At 61.4% G+C, this 26,344-nt stretch carries 30 protein-coding genes; 6 read left to right on the top strand and 24 right to left on the bottom strand.

The genetic code is table 11. The annotated features are described in order from the left end of the window. Window positions 1–556: 556 nt before the first annotated feature. The 4 genes from folK to ACN0SO_RS21075 all read right to left on the bottom strand — a co-directional run bounded on the left by folK (window position 557) and on the right by ACN0SO_RS21075 (window position 3,814). On the bottom strand, window positions 557–1,057 hold the full coding sequence (gene folK, locus ACN0SO_RS21090) for a 2-amino-4-hydroxy-6-hydroxymethyldihydropteridine diphosphokinase (RefSeq protein ID WP_417680782.1): 501 nt from the start codon (window positions 1,055–1,057) through the stop codon (window positions 557–559). A gap of 7 nt (window positions 1,058–1,064) precedes the next feature. Further along, the gene (gene folP / locus ACN0SO_RS21085) at window positions 1,065–1,892 is read right to left on the bottom strand and encodes a dihydropteroate synthase (RefSeq protein ID WP_417680780.1); all 828 of its coding nucleotides are present in this window, start codon (window positions 1,890–1,892) and stop codon (window positions 1,065–1,067) included. Between the two features lie 251 nt (window positions 1,893–2,143). Next, a complete protein-coding gene (locus tag ACN0SO_RS21080) occupies window positions 2,144–3,361 on the bottom strand; it encodes a multidrug effflux MFS transporter (protein WP_417680778.1) in 1,218 nt (405 codons plus the stop codon). Beyond that, on the bottom strand, window positions 3,362–3,814 hold the full coding sequence (locus ACN0SO_RS21075; protein ID WP_417680776.1) for a MarR family winged helix-turn-helix transcriptional regulator: 453 nt from the start codon (window positions 3,812–3,814) through the stop codon (window positions 3,362–3,364). It abuts the gene before it with no gap. 207 nt (window positions 3,815–4,021) lie between these two features. Between ACN0SO_RS21075 and typA the strand changes: the two genes are divergently transcribed. Next, the gene (gene typA / locus ACN0SO_RS21070) at window positions 4,022–5,845 is read left to right on the top strand and encodes a translational GTPase TypA (RefSeq protein WP_417680774.1); all 1,824 of its coding nucleotides are present in this window, start codon (window positions 4,022–4,024) and stop codon (window positions 5,843–5,845) included. Between the two features lie 484 nt (window positions 5,846–6,329). Here the strand turns inward: typA and ACN0SO_RS21065 are convergent, their stop codons facing one another. Next, window positions 6,330–6,629 (bottom strand): hypothetical protein, encoded by a 300-nt coding sequence (locus tag ACN0SO_RS21065; RefSeq protein ID WP_417680773.1) that lies wholly within the window; start codon window positions 6,627–6,629, stop codon window positions 6,330–6,332. A gap of 402 nt (window positions 6,630–7,031) precedes the next feature. Between ACN0SO_RS21065 and ACN0SO_RS21060 the strand changes: the two genes are divergently transcribed. Together ACN0SO_RS21060 and ACN0SO_RS21055 are read left to right on the top strand one after the other, a co-directional pair. Beyond that, entirely contained in the window at window positions 7,032–7,415 is a 384-nt protein-coding gene (locus ACN0SO_RS21060; protein ID WP_417680772.1) for a hypothetical protein, read from the top strand. Window positions 7,416–7,538: 123 nt separating this feature from the next. Further along, window positions 7,539–8,198, top strand: a complete 660-nt coding sequence (locus ACN0SO_RS21055) for a carbonic anhydrase (protein ID WP_417680770.1) — start codon at window positions 7,539–7,541, stop codon at window positions 8,196–8,198. A gap of 29 nt (window positions 8,199–8,227) precedes the next feature. Here the strand turns inward: ACN0SO_RS21055 and pqqE are convergent, their stop codons facing one another. The 6 genes from pqqE to ACN0SO_RS21025 all read right to left on the bottom strand — a co-directional run bounded on the left by pqqE (window position 8,228) and on the right by ACN0SO_RS21025 (window position 12,981). Then, a complete protein-coding gene (gene pqqE, locus ACN0SO_RS21050; protein WP_417680769.1) occupies window positions 8,228–9,316 on the bottom strand; it encodes a pyrroloquinoline quinone biosynthesis protein PqqE in 1,089 nt (362 codons plus the stop codon). Further along, entirely contained in the window at window positions 9,313–9,621 is a 309-nt protein-coding gene (gene pqqD / locus ACN0SO_RS21045; protein ID WP_417680767.1) for a pyrroloquinoline quinone biosynthesis peptide chaperone PqqD, read from the bottom strand. The genes pqqE and pqqD overlap by 4 nt, the downstream gene beginning before the upstream one ends. Window position 9,622: 1 nt before the next feature. Continuing rightward, entirely contained in the window at window positions 9,623–10,465 is an 843-nt protein-coding gene (pqqC, locus tag ACN0SO_RS21040) for a pyrroloquinoline-quinone synthase PqqC (RefSeq protein WP_417680765.1), read from the bottom strand. Next, the gene (gene pqqB, locus ACN0SO_RS21035) at window positions 10,462–11,400 is read right to left on the bottom strand and encodes a pyrroloquinoline quinone biosynthesis protein PqqB (protein ID WP_417680762.1); all 939 of its coding nucleotides are present in this window, start codon (window positions 11,398–11,400) and stop codon (window positions 10,462–10,464) included. The genes pqqC and pqqB overlap by 4 nt, the downstream gene beginning before the upstream one ends. A 316-nt stretch (window positions 11,401–11,716) precedes the next feature. Continuing rightward, window positions 11,717–12,751, bottom strand: a complete 1,035-nt coding sequence (locus ACN0SO_RS21030) for an aspartate-semialdehyde dehydrogenase (RefSeq protein WP_417680760.1) — start codon at window positions 12,749–12,751, stop codon at window positions 11,717–11,719. A gap of 107 nt (window positions 12,752–12,858) precedes the next feature. After that, entirely contained in the window at window positions 12,859–12,981 is a 123-nt protein-coding gene (locus ACN0SO_RS21025; RefSeq protein ID WP_417680758.1) for a hypothetical protein, read from the bottom strand. A 205-nt stretch (window positions 12,982–13,186) separates the two neighbouring features. On the opposite strand from ACN0SO_RS21025, the gene ACN0SO_RS21020 reads away from it, so the two are divergent. Both ACN0SO_RS21020 and ACN0SO_RS21015 read left to right on the top strand, forming a co-directional pair. Beyond that, complete coding sequence (locus tag ACN0SO_RS21020; protein ID WP_417680756.1) at window positions 13,187–13,519, top strand: ArsR/SmtB family transcription factor; 333 nt, start codon at window positions 13,187–13,189, stop codon at window positions 13,517–13,519. A gap of 29 nt (window positions 13,520–13,548) precedes the next feature. Continuing rightward, window positions 13,549–14,046 (top strand): arsenate reductase ArsC, encoded by a 498-nt coding sequence (locus ACN0SO_RS21015; protein WP_417680754.1) that lies wholly within the window; start codon window positions 13,549–13,551, stop codon window positions 14,044–14,046. 15 nt (window positions 14,047–14,061) lie between these two features. Here ACN0SO_RS21015 and ACN0SO_RS21010 read toward each other — a convergent pair whose 3' ends face one another. From ACN0SO_RS21010 to ACN0SO_RS21000, 3 genes are all read right to left on the bottom strand, one after another. Then, a complete protein-coding gene (locus ACN0SO_RS21010) occupies window positions 14,062–15,198 on the bottom strand; it encodes a M24 family metallopeptidase (RefSeq protein WP_417680752.1) in 1,137 nt (378 codons plus the stop codon). A 230-nt stretch (window positions 15,199–15,428) separates the two neighbouring features. Next, window positions 15,429–15,812 (bottom strand): tautomerase family protein, encoded by a 384-nt coding sequence (locus tag ACN0SO_RS21005; RefSeq protein WP_417680750.1) that lies wholly within the window; start codon window positions 15,810–15,812, stop codon window positions 15,429–15,431. A gap of 19 nt (window positions 15,813–15,831) precedes the next feature. After that, window positions 15,832–16,257 carry a Tautomerase enzyme gene (locus tag ACN0SO_RS21000; RefSeq protein ID WP_417680748.1) on the bottom strand — a complete coding sequence of 142 codons (426 nt, stop codon included), beginning with the start codon at window positions 16,255–16,257 and terminating at the stop codon, window positions 15,832–15,834. 134 nt (window positions 16,258–16,391) lie between these two features. On the opposite strand from ACN0SO_RS21000, the gene ACN0SO_RS20995 reads away from it, so the two are divergent. After that, the gene (locus tag ACN0SO_RS20995; RefSeq protein ID WP_417680746.1) at window positions 16,392–16,976 is read left to right on the top strand and encodes a TetR/AcrR family transcriptional regulator; all 585 of its coding nucleotides are present in this window, start codon (window positions 16,392–16,394) and stop codon (window positions 16,974–16,976) included. A gap of 6 nt (window positions 16,977–16,982) precedes the next feature. Here ACN0SO_RS20995 and ACN0SO_RS20990 read toward each other — a convergent pair whose 3' ends face one another. The 10 genes from ACN0SO_RS20990 to ACN0SO_RS20945 all read right to left on the bottom strand — a co-directional run bounded on the left by ACN0SO_RS20990 (window position 16,983) and on the right by ACN0SO_RS20945 (window position 26,344). Continuing rightward, complete coding sequence (locus ACN0SO_RS20990) at window positions 16,983–17,399, bottom strand: hypothetical protein (RefSeq protein ID WP_417680744.1); 417 nt, start codon at window positions 17,397–17,399, stop codon at window positions 16,983–16,985. Window positions 17,400–17,493: 94 nt separating this feature from the next. Further along, complete coding sequence (gene leuB, locus ACN0SO_RS20985; protein WP_417680742.1) at window positions 17,494–18,606, bottom strand: 3-isopropylmalate dehydrogenase; 1,113 nt, start codon at window positions 18,604–18,606, stop codon at window positions 17,494–17,496. Window positions 18,607–18,768: 162 nt separating this feature from the next. Further along, window positions 18,769–19,542 carry a sulfite exporter TauE/SafE family protein gene (locus ACN0SO_RS20980; RefSeq protein ID WP_417680740.1) on the bottom strand — a complete coding sequence of 258 codons (774 nt, stop codon included), beginning with the start codon at window positions 19,540–19,542 and terminating at the stop codon, window positions 18,769–18,771. A gap of 381 nt (window positions 19,543–19,923) precedes the next feature. Continuing rightward, the gene (locus tag ACN0SO_RS20975) at window positions 19,924–21,807 is read right to left on the bottom strand and encodes a bifunctional diguanylate cyclase/phosphodiesterase (protein WP_417680738.1); all 1,884 of its coding nucleotides are present in this window, start codon (window positions 21,805–21,807) and stop codon (window positions 19,924–19,926) included. A 223-nt stretch (window positions 21,808–22,030) separates the two neighbouring features. Continuing rightward, window positions 22,031–23,200 carry a M20 aminoacylase family protein gene (locus tag ACN0SO_RS20970; RefSeq protein WP_417680736.1) on the bottom strand — a complete coding sequence of 390 codons (1,170 nt, stop codon included), beginning with the start codon at window positions 23,198–23,200 and terminating at the stop codon, window positions 22,031–22,033. Between the two features lie 153 nt (window positions 23,201–23,353). Beyond that, window positions 23,354–24,022 (bottom strand): class I SAM-dependent methyltransferase, encoded by a 669-nt coding sequence (locus ACN0SO_RS20965; RefSeq protein WP_417680734.1) that lies wholly within the window; start codon window positions 24,020–24,022, stop codon window positions 23,354–23,356. 4 nt (window positions 24,023–24,026) lie between these two features. Further along, window positions 24,027–24,446, bottom strand: coding sequence for an EVE domain-containing protein (locus ACN0SO_RS20960; RefSeq protein ID WP_417680732.1), 420 nt, complete (start codon window positions 24,444–24,446; stop codon window positions 24,027–24,029). 4 nt (window positions 24,447–24,450) lie between these two features. Continuing rightward, complete coding sequence (locus tag ACN0SO_RS20955; RefSeq protein ID WP_417680730.1) at window positions 24,451–24,738, bottom strand: YciI-like protein; 288 nt, start codon at window positions 24,736–24,738, stop codon at window positions 24,451–24,453. A 134-nt stretch (window positions 24,739–24,872) separates the two neighbouring features. Beyond that, on the bottom strand, window positions 24,873–25,880 hold the full coding sequence (locus tag ACN0SO_RS20950) for an NAD(P)H-dependent glycerol-3-phosphate dehydrogenase (protein ID WP_417680728.1): 1,008 nt from the start codon (window positions 25,878–25,880) through the stop codon (window positions 24,873–24,875). Then, a complete protein-coding gene (locus tag ACN0SO_RS20945; RefSeq protein ID WP_417680726.1) occupies window positions 25,877–26,344 on the bottom strand; it encodes an NUDIX hydrolase in 468 nt (155 codons plus the stop codon). The genes ACN0SO_RS20950 and ACN0SO_RS20945 overlap by 4 nt, the downstream gene beginning before the upstream one ends.

The following is a 26,344-nucleotide window of genomic DNA, read 5'->3' as shown; positions in this document are numbered from 1 at the left end:
GGATCCGGGATCTGGCCTGCATTTACCGAATCACCCGAGTTTGCAGACGGTGCACCGGATCCGCTCGACCGTTTCACCGGGCGTGTCCTGTCCGAGGTTGCCCGGGACAGCGGGTTGGCCGTTGTTTTCCCCTTCGATGGCCCGCCGTACCATCCGTTTCAAAGGTGGGCGACGAAGACAGGTGGCTTCTCTTCAAGTCCGCTCGGCGTTCTGGTGCATGACATTTATGGACCCTGGAGCGGATTCCGAGCCGCCTTCTTGTCGGCGGCAGATCCGGGCCCGGCAGTTGAAAACCATTCCACGGGACCCTGCCCCGACTGTGCCGACAGGCCATGTCTGTCGGCATGTCCGGTTAATGCGATATCAGGGACGGAAGGCTACGATGTCCCGAGATGCCGGGATCATCTGGCGAGCGGCCAGGGCGAGCCGTGCTTTTCAGGGTGCCTCGCCCGGCATGCCTGTCCGATTGGCTCCGACTTCCGCCAAACGCCGGAACAGGCCCGCTTTCACATGGACAGTTTTATGGGATTGTCGAAGGCCTAGGCCATTGCGCCATTTAGTTGTCCAGCTTGACCACGCCGTCCTTATCCGGACAGGTCTCCAGTGCCTGGACAACGGTGCGGCCGTCGCCGAGCGGTGCGTCCGGCCAGATTTCCGCAAGCGGGATCAGGACGAAGGCGCGCTCGCTCATGCGCGGATGAGGGATGATCAGTCCGTCCCGGTCGATTTTTTCATCGCCGAAGAGCAGGATGTCGATATCGATCAGGCGCGGACCCCAGCGTTGATCGCGGACACGGCCCATCCTCGCCTCGATCGCAAGGCCGCGTTCCAGAAGCGCGCGCGGCTTCAGAACGGTGTCTACGGTGATGCACATGTTGCTGTAGTCGTCCTGGGGAATCGGCCCCCAGGGCGGCGTCCGGTAGACGGACGAACGGGCAACAACGGTAACGCCCGGCGTCGCATCCAGATATCTCACCGCCATGTCGATGTTGTCGCGGGAGTTTCCCATGTTGGAGCCGAGCCCGAGGGCAACGCGGGTCGGTGTGTGGGTCGTCATGTTCTGTCTATTTCCCGTTGGCCGATTCGCTCAGCGTTGCCTGGAGAATCCGCACCGCATCCGCATGGGGTCGGACGTCGTGGGCGCGGACGATCGATGCGCCTTTTTGCACGGCGATCAGGTGAACGGCAAGGGACCCGTAAAGGCGGTCTTCGGTCGGCACGTCCAGAACGGCTCCAATCATGCGTTTGCGGGACGCGCCGGCAAGAATCGGCAGGCCGTGCTTCTTCAACCGGTCCAGCCGGTTCAGGACCACGTAGTTCTGCTCCATGGTCTTTCCGAAGCCGAAACCGGGATCGAGGATCTGCTTGTGTTTCGGAATCCCCGCCCTGTCGGCAAGCGCCATGGAGCGTTCGAACCAGCGGTCGATGTCGGCCATGATGTCGATGGATGCGTCCGCTTCCGGGCGGTTATGCATCATGATCACATGGGCGCCGGTTTCCGCTGCGGCGTCCGGCATGGCCGGATCCTTCTGAAGACCCCATACGTCGTTGACGATCAGGGCGCCGGCCGTACAGGCGCGTCGGGCAATCTCCGCCTTGTAGGTGTCGATGGAGACCGGCAGATCAAGCTCCACGATTTGTTCCAGGATCGGCGCGATGCGGGACCATTCGTCTTCCAGGGAAACAGGCTCGGAGCCCGGACGGGTGCTTTCACCGCCGATATCCAGAATGTCGGCGCCTTCCGCCTTCATGACCCGGGCATGGGCAAGGGCACGTTCTGCGGCAAAATGCCGGCCGCCGTCGGAAAAGGAATCCGGCGTCACATTCAGGATACCCATCACCTGGGCGCGTTCGCTCGCGGTCGGCGGTTGGTAGCCGGGACATTTGGGCATTTAAGATAGGATCCTGTTTGTCTTTAGGCGTGTGTGCCGCTTTGGGCGCCGGGGGTCAAGTGTCGGAAGACAAGGCGAACTGGTTTCACGCATCCGGCAAGGCGTCCATTCCGATGGCGCCCAACGGGTCTGGCATGGAAGGACGGCCTGACCGCATGTCGATGAGCTCCGACCCTGGGGCCGTAGTGTCCCGAAAATTCGGGCGTATCGTGAGAAGACGGATCGGCGAAGATTGCCGATCCGCTCGCCGGCTATTCGGCCGCGGCGCGAACGTCTTTGGTCTTCAGCCGAAGCAGGAAATAAAGGATCACGCCCAGAAGCGGCATGGCCGGAATGATCGTCGACATTCCGAAGAGCGGATTGCCCAGGGAGGCGATCAGCAGGCTGCCCAGGATGCCGCCCCCGAATTGCATGAAGCCCATCATGGACGAGGAGGCGCCTGCAATATGGGGGAAGTCGCGCATGGCGGAGGTGAAGGTCGCCGGCAGAATGAAGGCGACCGAAAAGGCGAAGACACCGACCGGCCCCATGACGATCAGGTAAGTCGGCTCATAAAGGCGCAGCAGGATCGCAAACAGCGCCGCGCCAACGAGCATCCCGACCATGCCGATCGGAACCAGTTTTTCGGCGTCGAAATACTTGAGAAGACGGCCGGTAACCAAGGTTCCGGCGATAAAGGACAAAGACTGCAGCATCATTCCGACGCCGAACTGCGCCGGCGTCAGGCCGACGTCGTGGATCATGACGAAGGGCAGGACCGTCGCCATGGCGTAGATGTTGCCGAGGCACATGCCGAGCAGAACGCTCGGCGCCATGAATTTCCGGTCGCTCAGCAGCGTCATGTAGTTTATCGCCAGCCGTTCGGGATGAATGTTGTTCACGTTCCGATAGGCGTTTGTTTCCGGCTGAAAGACGATAACAGCGGCCATCAGCGCAGCGCCGTAAAGGAGCATGCAGATGAAAATCTCCCGCCAGCCGAAGACCTCCAGGATAATGCCGCCGATGGTCGGCGAAATCGCCGGGCCGAGCGCGAGCATGGTGCCGATGGTGTTCATGATCCGCGCAGAATGCTGCCCGGTGTATTGATCGCGGACGATAGCCCGGGACACGGCCACACCGACGGCAGCGCCGACGCCCTGCAGGGCACGGGCGATCAGCATCCAGGTGATATCGGGGGCCAGGGTGGCCAGAACCGTGGAGGCGAGATACAGCACAAGGAAGCCAATGGCGACAGGCTTGCGGCCGAAGGCGTCGGACAGCGGTCCGCAGATCAGCTGTGTCAGTGCGAAGCCGGCGAAATAAGTGGTCAGGGTCAGCTTGATCAGGGCGTCCGATGTACCGAAGTCGACGGCCAATTCCGGCATGGCCGGCGTGTAGAGGGACATGGTGATCGGGCCGATCGCTACGAGAGCCGCTCCGAGGATCGTCGTCCGGCGCGTTGTCATCGCCGGTTCTGCAGCGGCCGTCATTCAGCTACCCGTTTCGGAATTCAGGAGGTTCACCCTCATCGTTTCAAGCAGGGACTCCAGTTCGTCCCGGCGGCTCTGCGGAACGCCGCCCAAGGCATCGTCATGGACCTGATCGATCGCCTTTTCGATCTTGGTCAGGATCGGGTCCGCCTCGTCGGTAAGGGTGATCAGCTTGGCGCGCCGGTCCGTCGGGTCGACGGTACGAACGACCAGACCGGCCTTTTCCAGCGAGTCCAGATAGCCGACCAGGGTCATGGGTTCGACGAACATGCGCTCCGCCAAGGACGCCTGGCGCTGGCCCGGATTGCGCCAGATGAAGGCAAGCGTACGCGCCTCGGCAACGGTCAGACCCGTGTCTATTTTCGTCAGCGCAGCCTCGAAGCGGCGGCGAAGAAGCCGGGCGATATCGACGATCATCAAACTGGCGCCGCCGTCGGGGGCGGTGAGGTTCATGGTAACACCTTAATAAGGAAGCCTTATGGATATGAGCCCTGGGTCCGGGCTTGTCAAGCGAACCGCGGCGTTACTGCATTGCACAACCCGTCGGTTCGCACTATATAGAGCGCAAATTTCAGCCACCCGGGCCAAACAGCGAAAACTGAATAGCCAAGACATGACATGCGGGTCCATCGGGGCCCGCTATGTCTTTTGGAGCCTTAAATGAACTTGCGCAACATCGCCATCATCGCACACGTCGACCATGGCAAGACCACCCTGATCGACGTGCTGTTGAAGCAGTCCGGCGCTTTCCGCGACAACCAGCGGACCGAAGAACGCATGATGGACTCCAACGACATCGAGCGTGAACGCGGCATCACCATCCTGGCCAAGGTCACCTCCCTGGTCTGGAAAGACACCCGCATCAACATCGTGGACACCCCGGGGCACGCCGATTTCGGCGGTGAGGTGGAGCGTATCCTGCACATGGTCGACGGTGTCATTCTTCTGGTCGACGCGGCCGAAGGCCCGATGCCGCAGACGAAATTCGTGCTCGGCAAGGCGCTGAAGCTCGGCCTGAAGCCGATTGTCGCCATCAACAAGATCGACAAGCCGGAACAGCGCGCCGACGAAGTTCTCGACGAGGTGTTCGACCTGTTCGCGGCCCTGGATGCGAACGAGGACCAGCTCGATTTCCCGGTTCTCTACGGTTCCGCCAAGCAGGAATGGATGGCGACCGATCCGGAAGGTCCGAAGGACAACATGGATCCGCTGTTCGACATGGTTCTCGACCAGGTTGCACCGCCCGCCTCCGAGCCGGGCGCGTTCCGCATGCTGGCGACCACGATCGAAGCCGATCCGTTCCTGGGCCGGATCCTGACCGGACGGATCGTGTCGGGTACCGCCATTCCGAACATGCCGCTGAAGGCGTTGTCCCGCGACGGCAAGGTGCTTGAAACCGGCCGTGTCTCCAAGATCCTGGCGTTTCGCGGTCTCGAGCGCCAGGCGATCGAAAAGGGCGAGGCAGGAGACATCGTTGCAATCGCCGGCATGACCAAGGCCACCGTTGCCGACACCCTGTGTGCACCGGAAGTGACCGAGCCGCTGCAGGCGCAGCCGATCGATCCGCCCACGCTCTCCATGACCTTCCGCGTGAACGACAGCCCGCTGGCCGGCACCGAAGGAACCAAGGTGCAGTCGCGCGTGATCCGCGAGCGCCTGATGAAGGAAGCCGAAGGCAACGTGGCGCTCAAGGTGGAAGACACCGACGAGCCGGATGCCTTCGTCGTTTCCGGCCGCGGCGAACTGCTCTTGGCGATCCTGATCGAAAACATGCGCCGTGAAGGCTTCGAACTCGGCGTCGGCCGTCCGCGCGTTGTCTACCAGTTCGACGATGCCGGTAACCGGCTGGAGCCGATCGAGGAAGTCATCATCGACGTCGATGAGGAATATTCCGGGGCGGTCGTCCAGAAGCTGCAGGAACGCAAGGCCGACCTTCTGGAAATGAAGCCGTCCGGCGGCGGACGCACGCGGCTCGTCTTCAATGCGCCGACCCGTGGCCTGATCGGCTACCAGTCCGAACTCATGTCGGACACGCGCGGCTCTGCGATCTTCAACCGTCTGTTCTACGGCTACGAGCCCTACAAGGGACCGATCCAGGGTCGGCATACCGGCGTGCTCCTGTCCAACGGAACCGGCGAGGCCGTGGCCTATGCGCTCTTCAACCTGGAAGACCGCGGCCCGATGATGATCGATCCGGGCACCAAGGTTTATCCGGGCATGATCATCGGCGAACACACCCGCGGCAACGATCTTGAGGTCAATGTCCTCAAGGGCAAGCAGCTCACGAACATTCGCTCTGCCGGCAAGGACGATGCGGTCAAGCTGACGACGCCGATCCGTCTGACGCTGGAAGCCGCGCTGTCCTACATCGCCGATGATGAACTGGTCGAAGTCACGCCGGCGTCGATCCGTCTGCGCAAGGCGATGCTCGACCCGCACGAGCGCAAGCGCGCGGAACGTGCGGCCAACAAGGCAAGCGCCTGATCTGCTGACTGTTTCGGCCTGAAGCCGGAATGAAAAATAAAGCCCGTCGCCATTTGGCTGCGGGCTTTTTTCATTGCAGCCAAAAATCCAACCGCTCCATCGTCACCCCGGCCAAGCGAAAGCGCGAGCCGGGGCCGGGGAGGCAGAGGCCTATCGATTTCTATTGGTTTGCTCTGACAAAGACCGTGGCTCTCCGTTCCCGGATGACCTTGTCGGGGATGGTTGGACAATGCCCCTTTCTCCAGTCTCCCCCCTTGAGGGGGAGATGTCACCAGAGGTGACAGAGGGGGGTGACGACGTGAGTGTCATACTCCGGCGCTGCGATATATCTTGAGGCCCAGCACCCCCCTCTGTCCGCAAACGCGGACATCTCCCCCTCAAGGGGGGAGACGGGCGCAAGGGGCAACTCTGAATCAACTCACAACCAGAATTGATGATGAAAACGGGCTGGTGTTTTGGCGGCTGTCACCGTGACGGCGCGCGGCTAATTCCGAAGTCTGATAAGATACGCTTCGACATTGTATCCCATCTTCTGCACGTCCACGGCATCCTCGTGGCCCAAATCCGCTGTCCGGTTGATCCATCGCCTTACGTCAAACGGGTTTCCCCGTTCATGCGCAACCATTGCAAGATTCCATACAGCGATTACGCTGTCGAACTCATTGGCGCGCAACAGCCATTGGACAGCTTCGTCGGTGGTCGGCGTTTCCCACGCAAGGTTACAAGCATAGGCTTCGATCGCCGATTGATCACCGGATTCGGCCAGCACGGATAATTCCCTCATCCCTGCCTCCCGATCCCTCTCGCGATCACTTTCGACCAATTTCATTATTCGATCGAGACGGTCATTATCATTTGCAACAAAGGACATATCTGCACCGAATTCACAGGGATTCATGCGTGAAAGCAAATACTTGACAGGAGCAACGTTATCCGCCGTATCCGCAGCATGGCAACCATAAATCCGATATCCGCTTCGATACCCTTAACCAAGATGTCCTTGAAACAGTGAGGGTCGGGTCGACCAGATTTTCAGAAGATTGTTCTTGTCTACGGGCAAATACATTTGTGCCGGTCTGGTATCGGCTCTTAACCTGTCGTAAAGGTTTGTTAACTCTTTCTTGCCAAGCTTTTCCTCATAACTGCCAGAAGGCGGTATTCTTGAGGAAAAGGCCAGGAGGCCGATATGCCATCGACAGTTGAAAGGCCGCCAGCGGTCAATGTCGTGGCGCATGCGACGGAATACGCTCCGGACCGGGACTCGAAAGGTCAGGGCGACAACCGTGGAAACAGTAGCGAGTCCGACGCACAGCGCCATGAAGACGAGACCGGATCTCCCGCGGAGACGCCGGCAGTTCTGGTCGACGCCCACCACCACGAAGATCATTTGCTCGACGGGGTTGCCGCCTACAGGGCGGCGGCGCAGCATGTGCTCGACCCGAAAGCGAAGCCGCTTGCATCGACGTCGATCACCGGCATTTATGACGGATGCGCCGCGGAAACCGTCCGGCATGCCTATGAGGATCATGGCGGCGAGATCGAGCAGCATTCGGTGAATGTCGCCACCTGAAGGCCTGAAGTCCCCGTTTTTCGATTTCGCGGAAAGGGAAGCCCCTCGTCCGATTACGGGGCTGCGCTTCTTCGTCCGATTCCCTATAAAGATCCGTCAATACGAGTCTGTATGCGAGGAACCATGACTGCTGCGTTTCCGGTCGAGTTGATCGAAGGCTACGGCCAGTATCTGCAGAAGGGGTTTACCCATCACAAGGAAACCCGGGAGCATCTGGCAGTTTACGGCCAGCAACCGCAAGTGATGGTGATTTCCTGCTGCGACAGCCGGGTGACGCCGGAGGGGATTTTTTCTGCGGGGCCCGGCGAACTCTTTGTTTTGAGAAACGTCGCCAATCTGGTGCCGCCCTATGAGGCGACCGACGGCCAGCACGGAACCAGTGCCGCGATCGAATATGCGGTGCGCGCGCTGAAGGTGAAGCATATCGTGGTGATGGGGCACGCCAAATGCGGCGGGGTCCAGGCGTTCAGGGAAAATGCCAACGTGCCGTCTCTTCGCGGCGATTTCATCGGCCGCTGGATCAAGCTTCTGGAGCCGGCGGCCATCGCCATGGCCTGCATGCCGGTCGACAAGATGGACGATCCGCAGCTTGCGATGGAATTTGCCGGCGTGCGCCAGTCCCTGAAGAACCTGCGGACGTTTCCCTTCGTGGAAGAGGCGCTGCACAACAACGTGCTTCAGGTCCACGGCGCATGGTTCGATATCGGCTCCGCCGAACTTCGGGTGATGAATCCGGAAACGGAGAAATTCGAAGCTGCCGCCCCTGCCGAAGCTGACGGGTAGTCAGCCTCCGTTCGAGGCGCGGTCCCGGCCTATGCGTCGATCTTTTCGCGGCCGATCACCCTTTTTCGGATCGGCTGTTCCGGCGGCAGCCGGCGCAGGTCGCCGTGAAAGGGCGACTTGATGCAGGTCGGGTCGGTTGCGGCGGCATCGCCCGTCAGAGCGAGTGCCTGGCACCGGCAGCCGCCGAAATCGATGTCCCGTCGCTCGCATGACCGGCAGGGCTCGGGCATCCAGTCGAAACCGCGATACCGGTTGAAGGCCTCCGATTTTTCCCAGATGTCCTTCAGCGGTTTTTCGGTGACGCTGTCGAAGGTCAGCGAGGGGATCGACTGGGCCGCGTGACACGGCAGAACCTTGCCGTCGGGCGTGACCACGAAGGCATCGGCCCCCCAGCCGCCCATGCAGGGTTTGGGGTAATCCGCGTAATAATCCGGCGTGACGAAGTCGATGTTGAGGATGCCGGTAAGATCCTCCCTGGTCTTTTCGACAAACTCGATCTGGCGCATGACGGCGTCGTAGCCGGGCATGAGCGCGGACCGGTTGAGATAGGCCCAGCCGTAATATTGCACATTGGCGATCTCCAGCCGCTGTGCGCCGAGTTCCAGCGCGAGATCGACGAATTCGGGAACCTCGTTAATGTTCAGTTTGTGGATCGGCGCGTTGACCGTGAGCGGCAGGCCCAGGTCTCGGACCCACTCAGCCGCCTGGCGTTTCTTTTCATGGGCATTCCTGTAATAGCCGATGCGTTCGGTCGTCTCCGGCCGGGCGCCCTGGAAGCTGATCTGGACATGGTCGAGGCCGGCCTCCGCCAGGCGGGCGACTCGCTCCCGGCTCAAGGTCACGGCGGCGGTGATCAGATTGGTGTAGACGCCGTGCGCGGCCAGGCCGGCGACGAGGTCTTCCAGATCCCGGCGAAGGGTCGGTTCGCCTCCGGACAGATGCATCTGGAGAATGCCGAGATCGGCGGCCTGTTCGAAGGTGTCGAGCCAGATCTCCGTTGCCAGCTCCTTATCGGCTTTCAGGAGTTCGACCGGGTTGGAACAATATCCGCATTGCAGCGGGCATCGGTGGGTCAGTTCGGCCAGCATCCCGAGTGCCGGCCCCACGGTTTGCGTCATGCCTGCCTCCCGCCGCATCGGATGACCAGTCGGTCGGACCATTCCTGCAGGAAATCCAGAACGTCCGGGCCAATCTCTTCGACCGGCGCCTGATATTCCTCCGCCAGGTCCACAATGATTTCCGACACGGTTGTCGTGCCGGTGCAGCGGCTCAGGATCGCGACGCTGACGTCATCCGGCCAATAGACCTTTTCCGGCGCGAGCAGGGCCCAGCGGTCCCGCAGTTCGTCGAATTGCAGCCGCACATAAGCGGGAAACCCCGGCTGGCTGATATTGGTCACGATATGGCGGGTACGGGCCGGCATTTCAGTCGACCAGAGCAGGCGGGTGGAAGGCGCCCGGCGGGATGTTGCCAGGTGTCACATAGGCATGATGCAGCGCGTCGAGCATGGCCCAGAGAATATCGCATTTGGCGAAGAGGGCGTCGATCGCGTCGGCCTGCTTGTCCGGTGTGTCCGCCCATTCGAAGACCAGCGACAGGGCATGTTCCGCATCGCGCGGCGCCTGGTGCAGCCGCGGCTTGAAATAAGCCAGCGTGTCTTCGGTGATGTAGTCGTAACGCGCCAGCATGGCCGGAACGCGCTCACCGATGGCAACTGGCGAAAAGAGCTCGGTCAGCGACGAGGCGACGGCGACCAGAAGGGAGGAGGACGACACCAGATCGAGATAGGCTCCGACCGCATACCGGGTTGCCGGCAATGCGTAGCGGCGCTCCTGGACCATGTCGACGTCAAGGTCGAGATCGTCGGCGAGTTTCAGCCAGCGCTTGATGCCACCGTCGAGTTCGCCGCCGTCTTCGCCGTCATGGTCGACAATGCGCTTGCGCCATTCCCTGCGGAACGCCGGGTCTTCGGAGCGGGACAGGATGATCGCATCCTTCTTCGGGATCGCCGCCTGATAGCAGTAACGGTTCAGCGCCCAGGCCTGCAGCTGCGCCCTCGTCAGTTCGCCCGCGTTCATCAGCTTATGAAAGGGATGATGGATGTGATAGCGCGCGAAGCCGGCCGTTCGCAGGGCCTCCTCGAATTCGGGGCGCGGAAGAAGCCGACCGGCTTGGCGGACCCTGTCGGCTGCGGTCGGCTCGACGCCGCTTTGAACGATGTGGTGAGGGGGCCGAAGGGCCGCGCTTGTTGCTGCTGTCGGGTTCACAGGCTGACCTCCATGCCGTCATAGCCGACTTCCCAACCGGCGGCCCGCACGGCCTTTGCCGCCTCGGAGTCCGGATCGAGGATCGGGTTCGTATTGTTGATGTGAACGAAGATCCGCCGGCCCAGATCCAGGCCTTTCAGGGCCTCGATCGACCCGGCCGGTCCGCCGATCTCCAGATGTCCCATCCGCGCGCCGGTTTTGGTGCCGACGCCGGTGTCCGCCATTTCCGTGTCGTGGAAGACGGTTCCGTCGAACATCAGGCAATCGCCGCCGTCGATCCGCTGGCGCAGGGCATCGTCCACCGCCGCGCAGCCCGGGATGTAGAAAAGCTGGCCCGAGGCTCCGTTCTTCGCGGTTTCCCGCAGCATGATGCCGATGGTGTCTCCCGGCGCCGTGCCGAAATTCGCTTCCGTATCCTGTTCCAGAAACAGGGCAACCTTGCCAGAGACGGGGAACGTTTCCACCGTCAGCCCGAGGGGGCCGTCGCGCCCTTCCAGTTCGGTCGTTCCGGACAGGGGCAGTTCCCGCCGCTCGACGACGTCCGGATTGAGCACCTGAAAAATGCTGTTTTCGGCAAGAGTCTTCAAAACGCGCCGGGTCGCATAGAGCGTAAATCCCTCTCGTTCGCGCAGCGACAGCAGGCCCGCGATATGATCCACATCCGCGTTGGTGAGCACGACCGCCTTGATCGGGGTGTGGCGCAAGGGCCCGTCCGCACGCGGCTGCAGATCGGGGGCTGCCGCGATCTGCTCCCGGATATCCGGCGAGGCGTTGAAGACGACCCATCCGGCACCGTCCGCACTGGCGGCGATGCTGGATTGCGTCCGCGCGAGAAAGCCCGGCTTTCCCGCGCGCACGGCACGGCTGAGCGGCGCGTTGCAATTCCATTGCGGAAACCCGCCGCCCGCCGCGGATCCGAGGATCCTGATCTTCATCGGATGCTTTTCCGACTGTGTGATCGTTGGTTACTTCTTGCGGCCGCAAGATCCGATTTCAGCCGGTACGTAGCGAGATACCTCAAAGCCGGCTTCAACGGATTCCATGGCTGGCTTGGTCCAGGTTTTCATGATGCTTCCTCCTCAGGTTGTAAGGACTGAAAGCCTACCATTCGCTGCAATCACGAACAGGAGCCACCTTGGTCGGTGTATTGCCGAATCTTCCCAAATAGCCTGATGCGGCATAAAAAAGCCCGGCGCGAGGGCCGGGCTCTCTATCGATCGTGCAGCGCCTTGACTCGGACAGCGCCTTGTCTCAGGCGGCGGCCTTCTTCGGTTGGATCAGGCCGCGGTTCACCAGAACCTCGGCGATCTGCACCGTGTTGAGGGCAGCGCCCTTTCGCAGGTTGTCCGAAACCACCCAGATGTTCAGGCCGTTTTCGACCGTCGCGTCCTCGCGGATGCGGGAGATGTAGGTGGCGTCTTCACCGGCGCATTCGTAAGGCGTGATGTAGCCGCCGTCTTCCTGCTTGTCGATCACGAGGCAGCCCGGCGCCTCGCGCAGGATGTTGCGGGCTTCCTCGGCGGTGATCTCGTTTTCGAACTCGATGTTGACCGATTCCGAATGGCCGATGAAGACCGGCACGCGGACGGCGGTGCAGGTGACCTTGATCGCCGGGTCGAGCATCTTTTTGGTTTCGGCCAGCACCTTCCATTCTTCCTTGGTGTAACCGTCTTCCATGAAGACATCGATGTGCGGAATCACGTTGAAGGCGATCCGCTTGGTGAATTTTTCCGGCTCGATCGGGTCGTTCACGAAGACGGCGCGGGTCTGGTTGAACAGCTCTTCCATGGCGTCTTTGCCGCCACCGGAGACCGACTGGTAGGTGGAGACGACGACGCGCTTGATCTTCGCCGCGTCATGGAGCGGCTTCAGCGCGACGACGAGCTGGGCGGTCGAGCAGTTCGGATTGGCAATAATGTTCTTCTTGGAAAAGCCAACGATCGCATCGGCGTTCACTTCCGGAACGATCAGCGGCACGTCCGAGTCGTAGCGCCATGCGGAGGAGTTGTCGATCACGACACAGCCCTTGGCGGCGATCTTCGGAGCCCATTCCTTGGCGACGGATCCGCCGGCGGACATGAGGCAGATATCGGTGTCGGAGAAATCGTAATTCTCCATCGCCTGAACCTTCAGCGTCCGGTCGCCGAAGGAGACCTCGGTACCCTGGGAGCGGCGGGACGCCAGAGCGACGACCTCATCGGCCGGAAAGCCGCGTTCGGCCAGAATGTCGAGCATTTCCCGGCCGACATTGCCCGTGGCACCCGCGATTGCAATCTTGTAACCCATGTTGAATTTCCTCATCCGTCTCCCCGCTTTCGCCGGTCCGCCGATCTTCCGGCCAGCCGGCTTTTCAGCGCCCCCCATCCCCGGGGAGCGCGGGACGAGCGGCACCGTTAAGCGGTGGTTTTCGTAGTCGGTTTGACGGTGGTTGTCGGAGCAACGGTCGCGCAGGCGAAAGCGGCGCCGGTCGAAACCGTCGTCAGCTTTTTCGCGATGTCGGCGAAGTGCCGGACCATGCCATTGCTCCAGTAAGTACGAAACGAGCCGGTTTTTGCCCGGAACCGGAAAATTGTCAACCGGAGAAAAGCCGGACGGCTGTTTCGTCACGGGCAGGAAGCCGTGACGGGTCGTTTTCGATATGGTCCAGACGGCATTGCCAATCGCGGCAGATTCGGACAGCCGGTCATCAAAACGTCACAATATATCAATAAATCATGATATATGGATACAAACAACGCCCTGAATGCCTTTTCCGCCCTGAGCCAGCAGACCCGGCTCGATGTCTTCCGGCTTCTGATCAAGTGCGGAGCCGAGGGCATGGGTGCGGGGGAAATCGGTGAAATCCTCGGTGTCCGACAGAACACCATGTCGGCCAATCTGGCCGTGCTCCTGAATGCCGGGCTGATCCGCAACGAACGCGAGGGACGGGCCATTCGTTATTACGCGGATTTCGACGGCATCCGGGCGCTGCTCGGATTTCTCATGGCCGATTGCTGCGGCGGCCAGCCGGACCTGTGCCGGCAGGTCATTAGGGAAGTTTCCTGCGCCCTCTAAGGGAGAGGGGCTCTCGAAGGACAAATCAAATGACTGAACCCACCTACAATGTCCTGTTTCTGTGCACGGGCAACTCGGCCCGTTCGATCATGGCGGAAGCGATCCTGAACCGTGTCGGCCAAGGCCGGTTCAAGGCCTACTCGGCAGGGTCCCATCCCTCCGGCGAAGTCCACCCGCGGGCGCTGCAACTTTTGCAGAAGCTGAACTACAAGACCGATGACATGCGCTCCAAGAGCTGGGACGAGTTTGCCGAGGCCGGCCAGCCTGCCATGGATTTCGTCTTCACCGTCTGCGATCAGGCGGCCGCCGAAAGCTGCCCGGTCTGGCCCGGCCAGCCGATGACGGCTCACTGGGGCGTGCCCGATCCGGTCAAGGTGGAAGGGAGCGAGACGGAAAAGAGCCTCGCCTTTACGGAGGCCTACCGGATGCTGAACAACCGGCTTTCCATCTTCGTCAACCTGCCGATCACGTCGCTGGACAAGCTGGCTCTACAGAAAAAGCTGGATGACATCGGCAAGTCGGCCTGACCTGCCGCAGGAATACTAGAGGATCGGCAATTCGGGCGGTGCCCTGCGTGTCAGAAGCGTTGGCGGTCCGTCCCGGATCACGATGTTTTCCTCGTGCACCATGATCTTGCCGTCCGTGACTTCCATGCTCGGTTCCAGGGTAATCACCATGCCTTCGGTCAGGACCGTTTCATCGAAGTCAATCAGGGACGGGGCTTCGGTCAGTTGCATGCCGAGCCCGTGGCCGAAGCGGCCGACGTCGCTGCCGGTGGTGCCGATGACATCCGCCATGGCGTGGAACAGATCGGCGCAGGTGACCCCGGGCCGGGCCGTGGCGATGGCGACGTCGGTCGCAACGTACAGGGTCGAATAGGCCGTTTTGGCCGCCTCGCTTGCATGCCCGGTCGCGAAATTCCGGTCGAAGTCGCAGAAATAGCCGTTCAGGGTGGCGCCTGTGTCGAGCATCAGCACATCGCCCGCGGCGAGTTGCCTGTCGTCCGGCGGTGAAATGACATCGCCGTATCCATCCTGACCGGCGCCGCCGACCAGATAAGGCACGTCATCGGCGCCTTGGCTGAGCAGTTCGATCCGGAAGGCGCGGAAGGCCTCCTTCAGGGTTTGCCCTTCGTGAAACAGGTCGGCCGCATTGCCGAACCCGTCCGACGCGATCCGGCAGATTTCGGAAATGGTTTCGATCTCCAGCTCGGACTTCACCATTCGCAGTGCCTGCACCAGTGGCGTGGCATCGATCCATTCGCTCAGGTGCAATGCGCTTCTCAGGCGCTTGAAATCGTTGAGCGGCATGCGCAGGGCGCTCTCGCGGCCCATGGGCAGGCCGATCCGGTCCGTCTTCTTCAGCAATGCGGTCAGAAGGGTGATGCCGTCATCTGTCTTATGGGGCGAGGAAAAGGTTCGGATGTCGTCCAGCCATGTGGAGGCCATCAGGTTTGCGCCGATCTCCGGAATGACGGCCACTGGCTTGCCGTTCTTCGGCACGACCAGGAACCACGGCCGTGTCGGGCTTTGCCAGAAAAGGGTGCGGAAGCCGGAGAAGTAGCGGACGTCCGCCTCGCTGGTCAGGAGCAGGGCGTCCAGATCCTGATCCTGCATGGCTTGCTGCGCACGTTCGAGGCGTCGCTCGTATTCGGAGGTCGGGAAATCTGGACCTGTCAACGATGCATCCCTCCGGGTCTATCGGCAATGGCGGCATTGGGACAGCCGGCACGAAGCCTGCTTCCGTCGAGGGAAATGAAAATACCAAATTGCAATATCCGCACCCCAGATGCTTCGGTCTTCCCATTCCGAAAGCAGCTTGGCGGTTCTGTCAATGATGGCCTTGATGTTCAGACATCGGCGCGGAGCCCGAAAGCGCCCGGAAGCTTGTCGCTTCCGGGCGTCAGGGATCAGGCGAAGGGTGCTTCGCCGCGGCCGAAGGACCAGTTTTCCCGCTGGTTTTCGACGAGGTTGATGATCACGTCTTCCGGCCTCACACCGGTTTCCCTGGCGAGACCCGAGCTGATTTCCTGAAACAGGGCGATTTTCTGCTCTTTCGTGCGTCCGGCCGCGCAGGTGATCTGGACGTACACCAGGTCCTGCGTGTGTTCTATCTCGAGAAAGCGCTGCGGACCGAACAGCCCGCCGCCGAACTCATGAGCGGTCACGACCTGGAAGAAATCGTCCCTCGGGACGGCGAAGGCCGTCTCAAGTGCCGAACGAACCGTTCCGGCGGCCTTGACCGCGAAGTCCGGATCATCTCTTCGGGTGTGATCGATACGTACCATGGGCATGCTGTGTTCCTTCCATAGGTCAGGCGGCTGCCGCGTTTTGAATGGCTTCGCCGAGATCCGCATTGGAATAGGCCTTGCCGGCGATGCCCCAGCCGCCGTCGACCGCATAGGAGACGTTGGCGAAGATGCGGCTTCTGGGGAGCTTGCCCTCCGCGGCCTTTTCGATGATGTCCGTCCCCTGTTCGATCCAGGCTGCCTTGAGCTGCGGTGTTGCAAGGACGAAGGAGGGCACGGTCAGTTCCAGGACCGCGATCGGTTCGGGTTCTCCGGCGACGAAGGTCTTTCCGGCGGGAGTGACTGCAACTTCGCCGATGACGGCCGGGGTCATGAATTCGTTTCCGGTCAGCCCGTGCAGGGAAAGAAGGAGCCCGGTGAGCTGGCTGAAGGCGGACTGTTGCCGGTCCGGGTTGATCAGTCCGTCGGTGACGATGAGCTGGATTGGCATTTTCGGTTTCTCCGTTGTGCGTGGAACGGCCGTTTCCACAAAAATAACGATCGTTATTATTATTTACATAACGGTCGCTATATTTTCAAGAAAAATGTATTGATCGTTATATTTTGGAATTGGAGAGCCGGATGATGTCCAAGAGAGAAGAGACAAGAAAGCGCATGGTGGATGCCGCCGGGCGGGGCTTCCGGGCGCATGGCTATGCAGGCGTGGGCGTGGATTCGCTGGCAAAAGGCGCGGGTGTCACCTCGGGTGCGTTTTACGCGCATTTCGGCTCAAAGGATGCGGCGTTCGAAGCTGCGCTCGCCAAGGGACTGGATGAAGTCCTGGAGGGCGTCACCCGCTTCCAGGCGGAAAACGGGGCGGACTGGCTCACGGCATTTGCGGATTATTACCTGAGCCCCGAACATCGCTCGGATCTGGCCTGCGGCTGCGCCATGGCGACCCTGACGCCCGATGTTGTGCGCGCCGGGGCGCCGCTCAACGCCCTGTTCGAAGGCCGCATGAAACAGATCGTCTCCCTGATCGCCAACGGGCTGAGGGACGGAGAGGCGAAGGATCGCGAAGGCCGCGCCTGGGCCGTTATCACCGGATTGGTCGGCGGGTTGACATTTGCCCGCGCCGTCTCAGATCGGGAAACATCGGACGCGATTGCGGAAAGCGCCCGATCGGCCGCGCTCGCCATTGCCGGCGCAACGAAAGACCCTTCAGCGTGAATAAGGCTACTGCGCCTTACGATAAACCGAGACGTTGGTGAAGCTGGCGACATCGACCAGGTGAACCGTCTGGGTGACGGTCAGCGTCCGGCCGTCCTCCGACAGTTCCCGTTCCGCCTTCATCAGGGTCAGTCCGCCGCGGCGGGCCTCGGAGACCAGGCTGCGGTCGCCGTTGAAGACCAGGCGCATGGCATCGACCAGTCCGCTCTTGCCGAGCTTGGTTTCCGGACCGTCGGGCATGCCGGAGAATTCGTCGTCGACCGTTTCGCCTTCCGCCGTCACCTGGCTCATGGCGAACCGGACCATGCCGAACTCGTCCTCGATTTTCATCGTGGCGCTCTTCGGCGGCTCGCCCTGTTCGTAATCGCTGGCCTCGACATCCAGGATCCAGGTGCCGAGGAAAGGGGTGATCTTGTCGGTCATCGGATTGGCCTTTCGGGTTCCCGCCAGTCAGTAAAAGAAAAGGCTGCCGACGGGCAACCCGCCAACAGCCGATTTTTCTTCTTCGTTGCCGAAATCAGGCGCTGAGCGCGTCCAGTTCGGCGATGATGGCATCGCCCATTTCGACCGTACTGACCACCTTGTCGCCTTCCGAGGCGATGTCCCTGGTGCGCAGGCCCTTGTCGAGGGTGTTCGCGATTGCCTTGTCGAGCATGTCGGCTTCCGCGATCTTTTCGAAGGAATAGCGAAGGGCCATGCCGAAGGAGGCGATCATGGCGATCGGGTTGGCCGCGCCTGTGCCGGCAATGTCCGGAGCCGAGCCGTGGACCGGCTCATACAGCGCCTTGCGCTTGCCGGTCTTCGCGTCCGGCGCGCCGAGGGAGGCGGACGGCAGCATGCCGAGGGAACCGGTCAGCATGGCGGCCACGTCGGACAGCATGTCGCCGAACAGGTTGTCGGTGACGATCACGTCGAACTGCTTCGGCCAGCGGACGAGCTGCATGCCGCCGGCGTCTGCCAGCATGTGCTCCAGCTCCACATCCTGGTAGCCGTTCTTGTGGGTCTCGGTGACGACCTCGTTCCAAAGCACGCCGGACTTCATCACGTTGCGCTTTTCCATCGAGGTGACCTTGTTGTTGCGCGTGCGCGCAAGCTCGAAGGCGGCCTTGGCGATGCGCTCGATCTCGTAGGTGTCGTAGACCTGGGTGTCGATGGCGCGCTTCTGGCCGTTGCCGAGATCGGTGATCGTCTTCGGCTCGCCGAAATAGACGCCGCCGGTCAGCTCACGCAGGATCAGGATGTCGAGCCCTTCGATGACGTCCTTCTTCAGCGAGGACGCATCGGCAAGCGCCGGGTAGCAGATCGCCGGACGCAGGTTGGCGAACAGCTCCATGTCCTTGCGCAGGCGCAGGAGACCGGCTTCCGGGCGGACCTCATAGGGAACGCCGTCCCACTTCGGACCGCCGACCGCGCCGAAAATCACCGCGTCGGAGGCCATGGCCTTGGCCATGTCTTCTTCGGAAATCGACTGGCCGTGCGCATCGTAGGCGCAGCCGCCGACAAGACCTTCGTCGGTTTCGAACGTGTCGCCGCCGCGCGCGTTGAACCAGGAGATGACCTTCTTCACCTCGGTCATGATTTCCGGACCGATGCCGTCGCCCGGCAGAAGGAGGAGTTTATTCGTTGCCATGGGTTTCCGCCCCGTCTGTTCTCGTGAGAATTCGATGCGCTTGGGTTAGCGGGTTGCCCGGTCTCTGGCAAGGCTGAAGCGGTTGTGAAGAGTTCAATCTAGCGCGTCGAAAAGGTCAATCGAGCGTTTGGAAAGGACGGGTGCATTTTCAGGACCCGCCGACTAACCGAAGAACAGGCCCTCGCCGGCCTGCCGGAGCAGGTTGAGGGCGAGCAGGGTCATGATCACCTTGAAACCCTTCCTGAAGGTGGCTTCCTGCATGCGCCCGAGCAGCCGGCTGCCGAAAAGGGTGCCGAAGAAACCGCTGATGATCATGAGAACGATCAGGCCCAGCCAGGGGGCGAAGGCGAAACCGAGCAGGCCGAAGGCAATGATCTTCATCAGGTGCATGAGGAGGGCGGTCGCCCCCTGATTGGCGACGAACTGATGCCGGGTAAGGCCCAGGGTCGACAGCACACTGGCGCCGATCGGCCCGGCTGCCCCGAAAAACATCGAAAACAGCGTTGCGACAAAGCCGGCTGCCGCCATGGCCGGTTTCTTTGCCTGTTCCAGCCTTGGCGGTTTGCCCCAGACAGTCCACAGGACGAAACAGGCGATGCCGAGGCGGAGATAGGGGGCGGGCAGGGTGACCGCGACCGAGCCGCCAAGGGCCGCGCCGCAGACTGCTCCGGCCGCGAACCATCCAAGGATCGACCAGTCGATGTAGCGGAACAGGACAAGGGCGCGGCTGACATTCGAGCCGAACTGGATGACGCCGTGGACCGGCACAAGGGCGGCGACGGGCATGACGTTCGCCATGACCGCGATCAGCGCAATGCCTCCGCCCAGGCCGATCGCCGCGGTCAGCGCGGATGTCACGAAACTGATCCCGATCAGCAGAAACGAGATGGCCGGAGACAGTTGATGCGGGAGCAGGGTGTCGAAGAGCGTCGCCATTGGGATCGGGAATTACGGGGGGCCGGTGATTAAAGGAGCAATGGAAAGCTTATCCGCCATTATCGAGGCAAATGCAAGAATTGGACACAAGCGTATACAATTCATAGGTAGAAGCAAAGCGCTGATCGTTGGAATGGCGCCGGCTTTTCCTTCTGGTGTCGCCACCCGGCTAAGTCCGGGCGATCCACGCGTCTCCAGAGCGGCGCGTCTCCAGCGCAGGGGATTTTATTTAACCCAAGCCTCATTTCGACAGCCCGAAGTGGGACAAGGTGGATTGGATCGCCCGGACTTCGCCGGGCGATGACAGTCTGTGGGTGAGGTGACCTCGTGCTGTTTACCGGTCCCAACAGAAAGACTGACAGCCTGCAGTGGCTCGATCGGTCAATGCGAAACGGCGATTTTATCCGGCGTTGAGGCCCCGTTCATCGCAAGCAGTGAGGCCTTTGATTTCTGATCCGGCTTGTGCCCGAAGGTCGCGGTGACAATGCCGTGTTCGTCGGCCTTGGCGTCATATTTCAGCGTCGCGATCTGGCGTAGCAGAAGATCCTGATTGTCGACCGCAAGACCCGCCGGCAGGTGCAGGATGGAGATGGAACAGGTCAGAAGCGGGAAACGCCGTTCCACGCCCGTGCGGTCCCTCGCGCAGATGAACCCGGCCTCGCGGTGCTGCGGATCGTAAAAGCTCTCAGCCTGGTGCCGGAACTCCGCCTGCAGCGCGGACATGAGGCTTTCCACCTCGTCGATGTCGCGGTCCTTGAGGCCGATGAAGAAATCGTCTCCGCCGATGTGTCCGGCGAAATCGCGAGTGGAACTGGCCAATCGTTTGATCAGTTCGGAGAAGAGCAATAGTGCCCGGTCCCCGGTGCGGAAGCCATAGGTGTCGTTGAAGGGCTTGAAGTGGTCGAAGTCGATATAGCAGAAGCTGCGATCGGCTTCGGAATTGGCGGCCTCGTCGATCACGAAGGAAGTGACGGATCCGTTGCCGGGCAGTTTCGTCAGGGGATTCTGGTCTTCAGCCTCCCGCATCCGGATTTCATTGGCGATCTTCAACAGCGAGCTGGTGGTCAGGAAGCCGTAGTACTTGCCTTTCAGCGTGATGATCACGCCGCCGCCAGTGTCGTCGTCGTGGGCGATCATTCCGATCAGCTGATCCAGCCTGGAGTTCAGGTCGGCCACCGGGCAGCGGTGGGCATATTTGCGTAACTGGTTGTTGACCGCCTTGTTGCGCAAAAGGTCCTGACCGAAGGGCATGTAGATCAGGTCCTTGATATCGCTTTCCTGGATCAGGCCGCGGGGCTCGTCCGCGGCGTTGACGACCGGAATCAAGGGATAGGCCCGTCCGGCGCGCAGGAGCGCCAGGACGTCATCCATCGAAGCGTCGTCGCGCAGGGCGACGAGCGGACGGATCTCGCGGCGGAGCAGATCGGAATCCGATTGTCCGCTTTGCTTCTGGGCTTCCGCGACCGATGCGATGCGATCGTAGCGGGGCAGGGCATCGGCGATCCGTGTGGAGGGGTGAGCCACAAGGTAGCCCTGGATCAGGTCGCAGCCCACCTGCCGGCAGACCTTGAGTTCCGCTTCCGTTTCCACGCCTTCCGCGACCACGCGCATGCCAAGCACGTGAGCCAGATCCACCATCGAGGCGACGAGCAGGCGCTTGCGGGCGTCGGACTGGATCGACTGGATGAAGAACCGGTCGATCTTGAGAATGTCCGGTTCGAAGTCGTAAAGGTTCTGAAGCTGTGAATAGCCCTTGCCGAAATCGTCGATGGCAAAGGAGAAGTCCAGCGACCGTCCCCTTTTGACGAATTCCTTCACCTTGTCCATCTGGGACGTGTCGCCCGCCTCGGACACCTCGAGGCAGATGCTCGCCGTCTTGAGATCGTGCTGGGTCAGGATCGCGACCGTTTCCTGCATAAGAAAATCGCTTGTCTCGAGCAGCCGGACATCCACGTTCAGGAACAGCTTTTCGGCATTCTTGTGCGGAATACTCGCGAATTTTCCGATCGCCTTGCGCCGGAGCAGGAGTTCCAGGCGCGGCAGGCAGTCTATGGAATGGGCGAGATCGAAGAGATCTCCGGGGGTCGCACAGCCAAGCTGGTCGACGTTGCGGACCAGGGCTTCGAACCCGTAGACGTCGCCGCTGTGGGCATCGACGATCGGTTGAAGTGCGTAGTCAAGGACCTTGTCGGCGTTGGTCAGAAAGACCTGAGGAATCATATCGAACCGCAAGGACGCAGCCCATTCGTGTTTTGCGATCGTCACTTTCTGCCCACCTGTGAATATTGCCGATGTCCCGGAGGGAAAATTAGCTTAAGCGAGGCTGGAAAGTATGAAGCTGCGCTGCCTAACCATTTATCTTGGTTATTGAATTCCTTACGAAATTTTCCTGACGTAGGGAAAGGTTCTGCGCAGGTCATGAAAAAGGGCCGGCGAAATGCCGACCCTGATTCCGTCTTGACGCCAGGTTGGAATCCTTCAGCGCTGATTAGCGCGCGGGCATCGCCGTTTCGACCAGCTTGACCCAGTAGGAACAGCCGACCGGGATCAGGTCGTCGTTGAAGTCATAGGCCGGATGGTGCAGGCCGGCGCTGTCGCCGTTGCCCGCAAAGATGAAGGCACCCGGGCGCTCCAGCAGCATGTAGGAGAAATCCTCGCCGCCCATCATCGGGGCGATGTCGGGGTCGACCTTGCCCTTGCCGGCAATGCCTTCGGCGACCTCGATCGCGAATTCCGTCTGTGCGTCGTGGTTCGCCGTGACCGGATAGCCGAGAATGTAGTCGATCTCCGCCGTCGCGCCGAAGCCTTCGGCGATGGAGCTCACCAGAGCCTTCATGCGTTTTTCGGCAAGCTCGCGGACACCTGCGTCCAGTGTGCGCACCGTGCCGCGCAAGGTGGCCTCCTGCGGGATGACGTTGAAGGCGTTACCGGCCTCGAACACGGTGACCGAAACGACAACGGATTTCAGCGGATCGGCATTGCGGCTGGCGATCGACTGAAGTGCTGTGACGACATGAGAGCCGACGACGATCGGGTCGATGGTCTGGTGCGGCTTGGCCGCATGGCCTCCCTTGCCGGTGATGGTGATGCGGAATTCGTCGGTCGCCGCCATGAGCGGGCCCTTGCGGATGCCGAATTCGCCGACCGGGATGCCCGGAAAATTGTGCATGCCGTAGACTTCCTCGATCGGCCAGCGGGTCATCAGACCGTCGTCGATCATGGCTTTCGCGCCGGCGCCGCCTTCTTCGGCCGGCTGGAAGATGACAACCACCGTGCCGTCGAAATTGCGGGTTTCGGAGAGATATTTCGCAGCGCCCAGCAGCATGGCGGTGTGACCGTCATGGCCGCAGGCGTGCATCTTGCCCGGGGTCTTGGAGGCATAAGGCTTGCCGGTGATTTCCTCGATCGGCAGGGCATCCATGTCGGCGCGCAGGGCAATCGTCTTTCCTGTGCCGCCGTTGCGACCCTTGATCACGCCGACGACACCGGTCTTGCCGATGCCGGTGACGACGTCGTCAAGTCCGAAGCTTTGCAGCAATTCGGCAACCTTTTCGCTGGTGCGGAAGGTGTCATAGAGGATTTCCGGATTTTCATGGAAATCGCGGCGCCAGGCGGTGATTTCGTCGGCGAGATCGGCCAGGCGGTTAACAATAGGCATCGAATACTCCTCGAAAACGGGAACTCTTGAACGAGTGGGCGGTCAGTTCTTAAGTGATTTTCCTGATCGCGATTGGCCTTAACCTACTCCAAGCCGGGAAAAGGAAAAGTGGGTCCCTGCTGTTTTTTTGCGCGGGCCTTGCTGCAATCGTCGTCATGCACCGGTTTTGGGCAAGAGACGGTAGACGCTGGTCTTCTTGATCTCGTTGTCTTCCAGGGCGCCGACGACCGGAACATGATAGGTGGCAAGAAGCTCCAGCCGATTTTTCGGAAGGTAGGAGCGGCCCGGATCGCCGACCAGCACCGGCGTGCCTCTTTCCATGGTCCGGTCCAGGAAGGCCAGCACCTTGTCGGCCATGTTCTTGTCGTAGAAGACGTCGCCGCAGAAAAGCAGGTCCGTTTCGAGCGGATCGCCTCCGGTGATGTCCGCCTGTTCGGCGGAAAGCGTGACGCCGTTCAGCGCGGCGTTCAAAAGTGTTGCTTCGATCGCGAAGCTGTCGATGTCGACCGCGTGGCAGGACTGCGCGCCGGCAAGGAGCGCGGCAATGCCCACAAGGCCGGAGCCGCAGGCAAAGTCGGAGACGGATTTACCCGCCACCAGGTCGGGCGTGTCGAGAACGTAACGGGCAAGGGCCTGTCCGCCGGCCCAGGCGAAGGCCCAGAAGGGAGGAGGAAGGCCCATCTCGCCCAGCTCGTCCTCCGTCTTCTGCCAGAGGTCCATGGCCTCGTCTGCCAGATAAAGCCGGACTTCCTCCGCATGGGGAACCGGCTTCGCCCTGGTCTCGGCCTCGATGAATGCGCGCGGATCGGTGATGCGCTTCACGGGGTCAACTGTCCAGGCCGCCCATCTCGCAGACGACCTTCCATTCTTCCTCCGTCACCGGTTGTACCGACAGGCGCATGGAGGTGACCAGCGACATCTTTTCCAGGCGCGGCTCCGCCTTGACGTCGGCCAGCGTGACCGGTTTCGGCATGTCGCACACCGCCTTGAAGTCGACGCATTCCCAGCGCGGATCGTCGGTCGTCGAATCGGGGTGAATTTCCTTGCAGACTTCCGCGATGCCGACGATTTCCTTGCCGATATTGGAATGGTAGAAAAACGCCCGGTCGCCCAGCTTCATCTCGCGCATGTTGTTGCGCGCCAGATAGTTGCGGATGCCGTCCCATTCCTCGCCTTCGTCCCCCTTGGCCTTCTGCTGTTCCCAGGACCATTTGTTGGGTTCGGATTTGATCAGCCAGTAGCGCACGTGTTCAGGCCTCCGGGTTCTTGACGGCCCAGTTCCACGGGCGGATTTCGACGCTTTCGAACAGGCCGGCCTTGGCGTAGGGGTCCTCCTGGGAAACGGCCAGCGCCTCGTCCCGGTTGGCGGCTTCGATGATGACCAGGGATCCGGTCATGTTGCCGTCGTCGTCGAGGAACGGGCCGGCGGCTTTCAGCCCGTCGCCCATGTCCTTCAGAAACTCGATGTGAGCCGGACGGTTGTCGAGCCGCACCTGAAGCGAATGCGGTTTGTCGGTGCAGATCAGTGCGTACAGCATGAAACCCCCTTGGCTGGCGGTCCTGGTCGTTGACCCGGGACCGTATCTGTCTTCTTGTCCGCCAACCTAGGTTGGCAGGGTTTTGAACTCAACGATAAAACAAGGCTGAGAAACACGTCTCGCCGCCCGGATCTTCAATCTGTTCCCGCCTCGTGTTTCAGCGGCCGGGACATCAGGATGGTCAGGGCGTCGTCGACGGAAAGGCCCTCGTCGATCATGCGGGCGACGGTGGCGCAGATCGGCAGTTCGATATTCAGCCTTTTGGCGAGTTCGACCGCAATGCGGGCCGAGTAGGCGCCTTCGGCCAGCTTGCCGCCGGCGGCGATCAGGTCCGCCGCCTTCTGTCCTTCGCCGAGCTTGATCCCGAAGCTGAAATTGCGCGACTGGCGCGACGAGCAGGTGAGCACCAGGTCTCCCAATCCGGAAAGACCGGTCAGAGTTTCGCTTCTGGCCCCCATTGCCGCCCCAAGGCGCGAAAGCTCGGCAAAGCCTCTCGCCGTCAGGGCCGCCTGAGCGCTGGCGCCGAGCTTGCGGCCGACGACGGCGCCGCAGGCAATCGCCAGGACGTTTTTCAGCGCACCGCCGATCAGCGTGCCGGTAACATCGGTGCTGGCGTAGGGCCGGAAGGCAGGAGAGGCCATGGCCTCACAGAGCCGGTTGGCGGTCTCCATCGTCTCGGCCGCGATCGTGACCGCGGTCGGCAGGCCCCGGGCGACATCATCGGCAAAGCTCGGGCCTGACAGGGCCGCGGCCTCTGCCTGAGGCAGCTCGTCTTTGAGAACCTGTGACAGCAGCTCACCGGTCGACTGCTCGATGCCCTTGGCGCAAAGCACCAGGGGCCCGTCAAAGCCGCCTGCCGAAGCGATTTCCCGCAGCGTCGCCCGTGTGGTCTGCGCCGGCGTGACCAGCAGGACCGCTTCCGTCTTGAGAGCTTCGCGCAGATCCGCTGTCGCGTGGATGTCCTCGTCGAAGGTGATGCCGGGCAGATATTTCGCGTTCTGCCGCCGAAGCTGGATTTCACGAACCGTATCGGGATCCCGTGCCCACAGGGTAGCCGTCGCCCCGGCGCGGGCCGCGGTGAGAGCCAGGGCGGTGCCCCAGGCGCCGCCGCCGATCACGGAAATCCGGTTGATCTGCTTCATGGGCGTGTTCCTTCGACCCGGGCTCTTAATTCGTCAAGCGGTGCGGCGAACTCCGCAAAGAAATTTTCCGGGTTCCGGGCTCGTTCCGAATCGAGGTCGAGCCAGAAAAGCCGGAACCGGATCGGCGGGCCACCGAAACTTGGCATCATTTCATAATGCTCCCATTCCTCCGCCGGCACGGAGTGGATGGCGGCATGGTAATGCCGGCGTCTGTGGAGACCGTGAAGCTCGCCGGTCGCCATGCGATAGACAAGATCCTGATCGGCGAGGTGATGGAAGGCAATATCGAGATCAAGGCCGGTTTCTTCGAAGAACTCGCGTTTCGCGCCGATCAGATGACTTTCGCCGGGATCGAGCGTGCCGCCGGGGACCTGCAGGCCGACATCCGGCTGGTCGGGCTGGCTGAACACCAGGAGCCGCGATCCGCAGGTCAGATAGACATAGGCCTTGTGATAGGTGCGCAT

The sequence above is a fragment of the Roseibium sp. genome (assembly GCF_048260565.1).
In the GTDB taxonomy this organism is placed as follows: Bacteria; Pseudomonadota; Alphaproteobacteria; order Rhizobiales; family Stappiaceae; genus Roseibium.
Note: the sequence above shows the minus strand (reverse complement) of the source record. Positions and strands in the feature narration are given on the sequence as shown.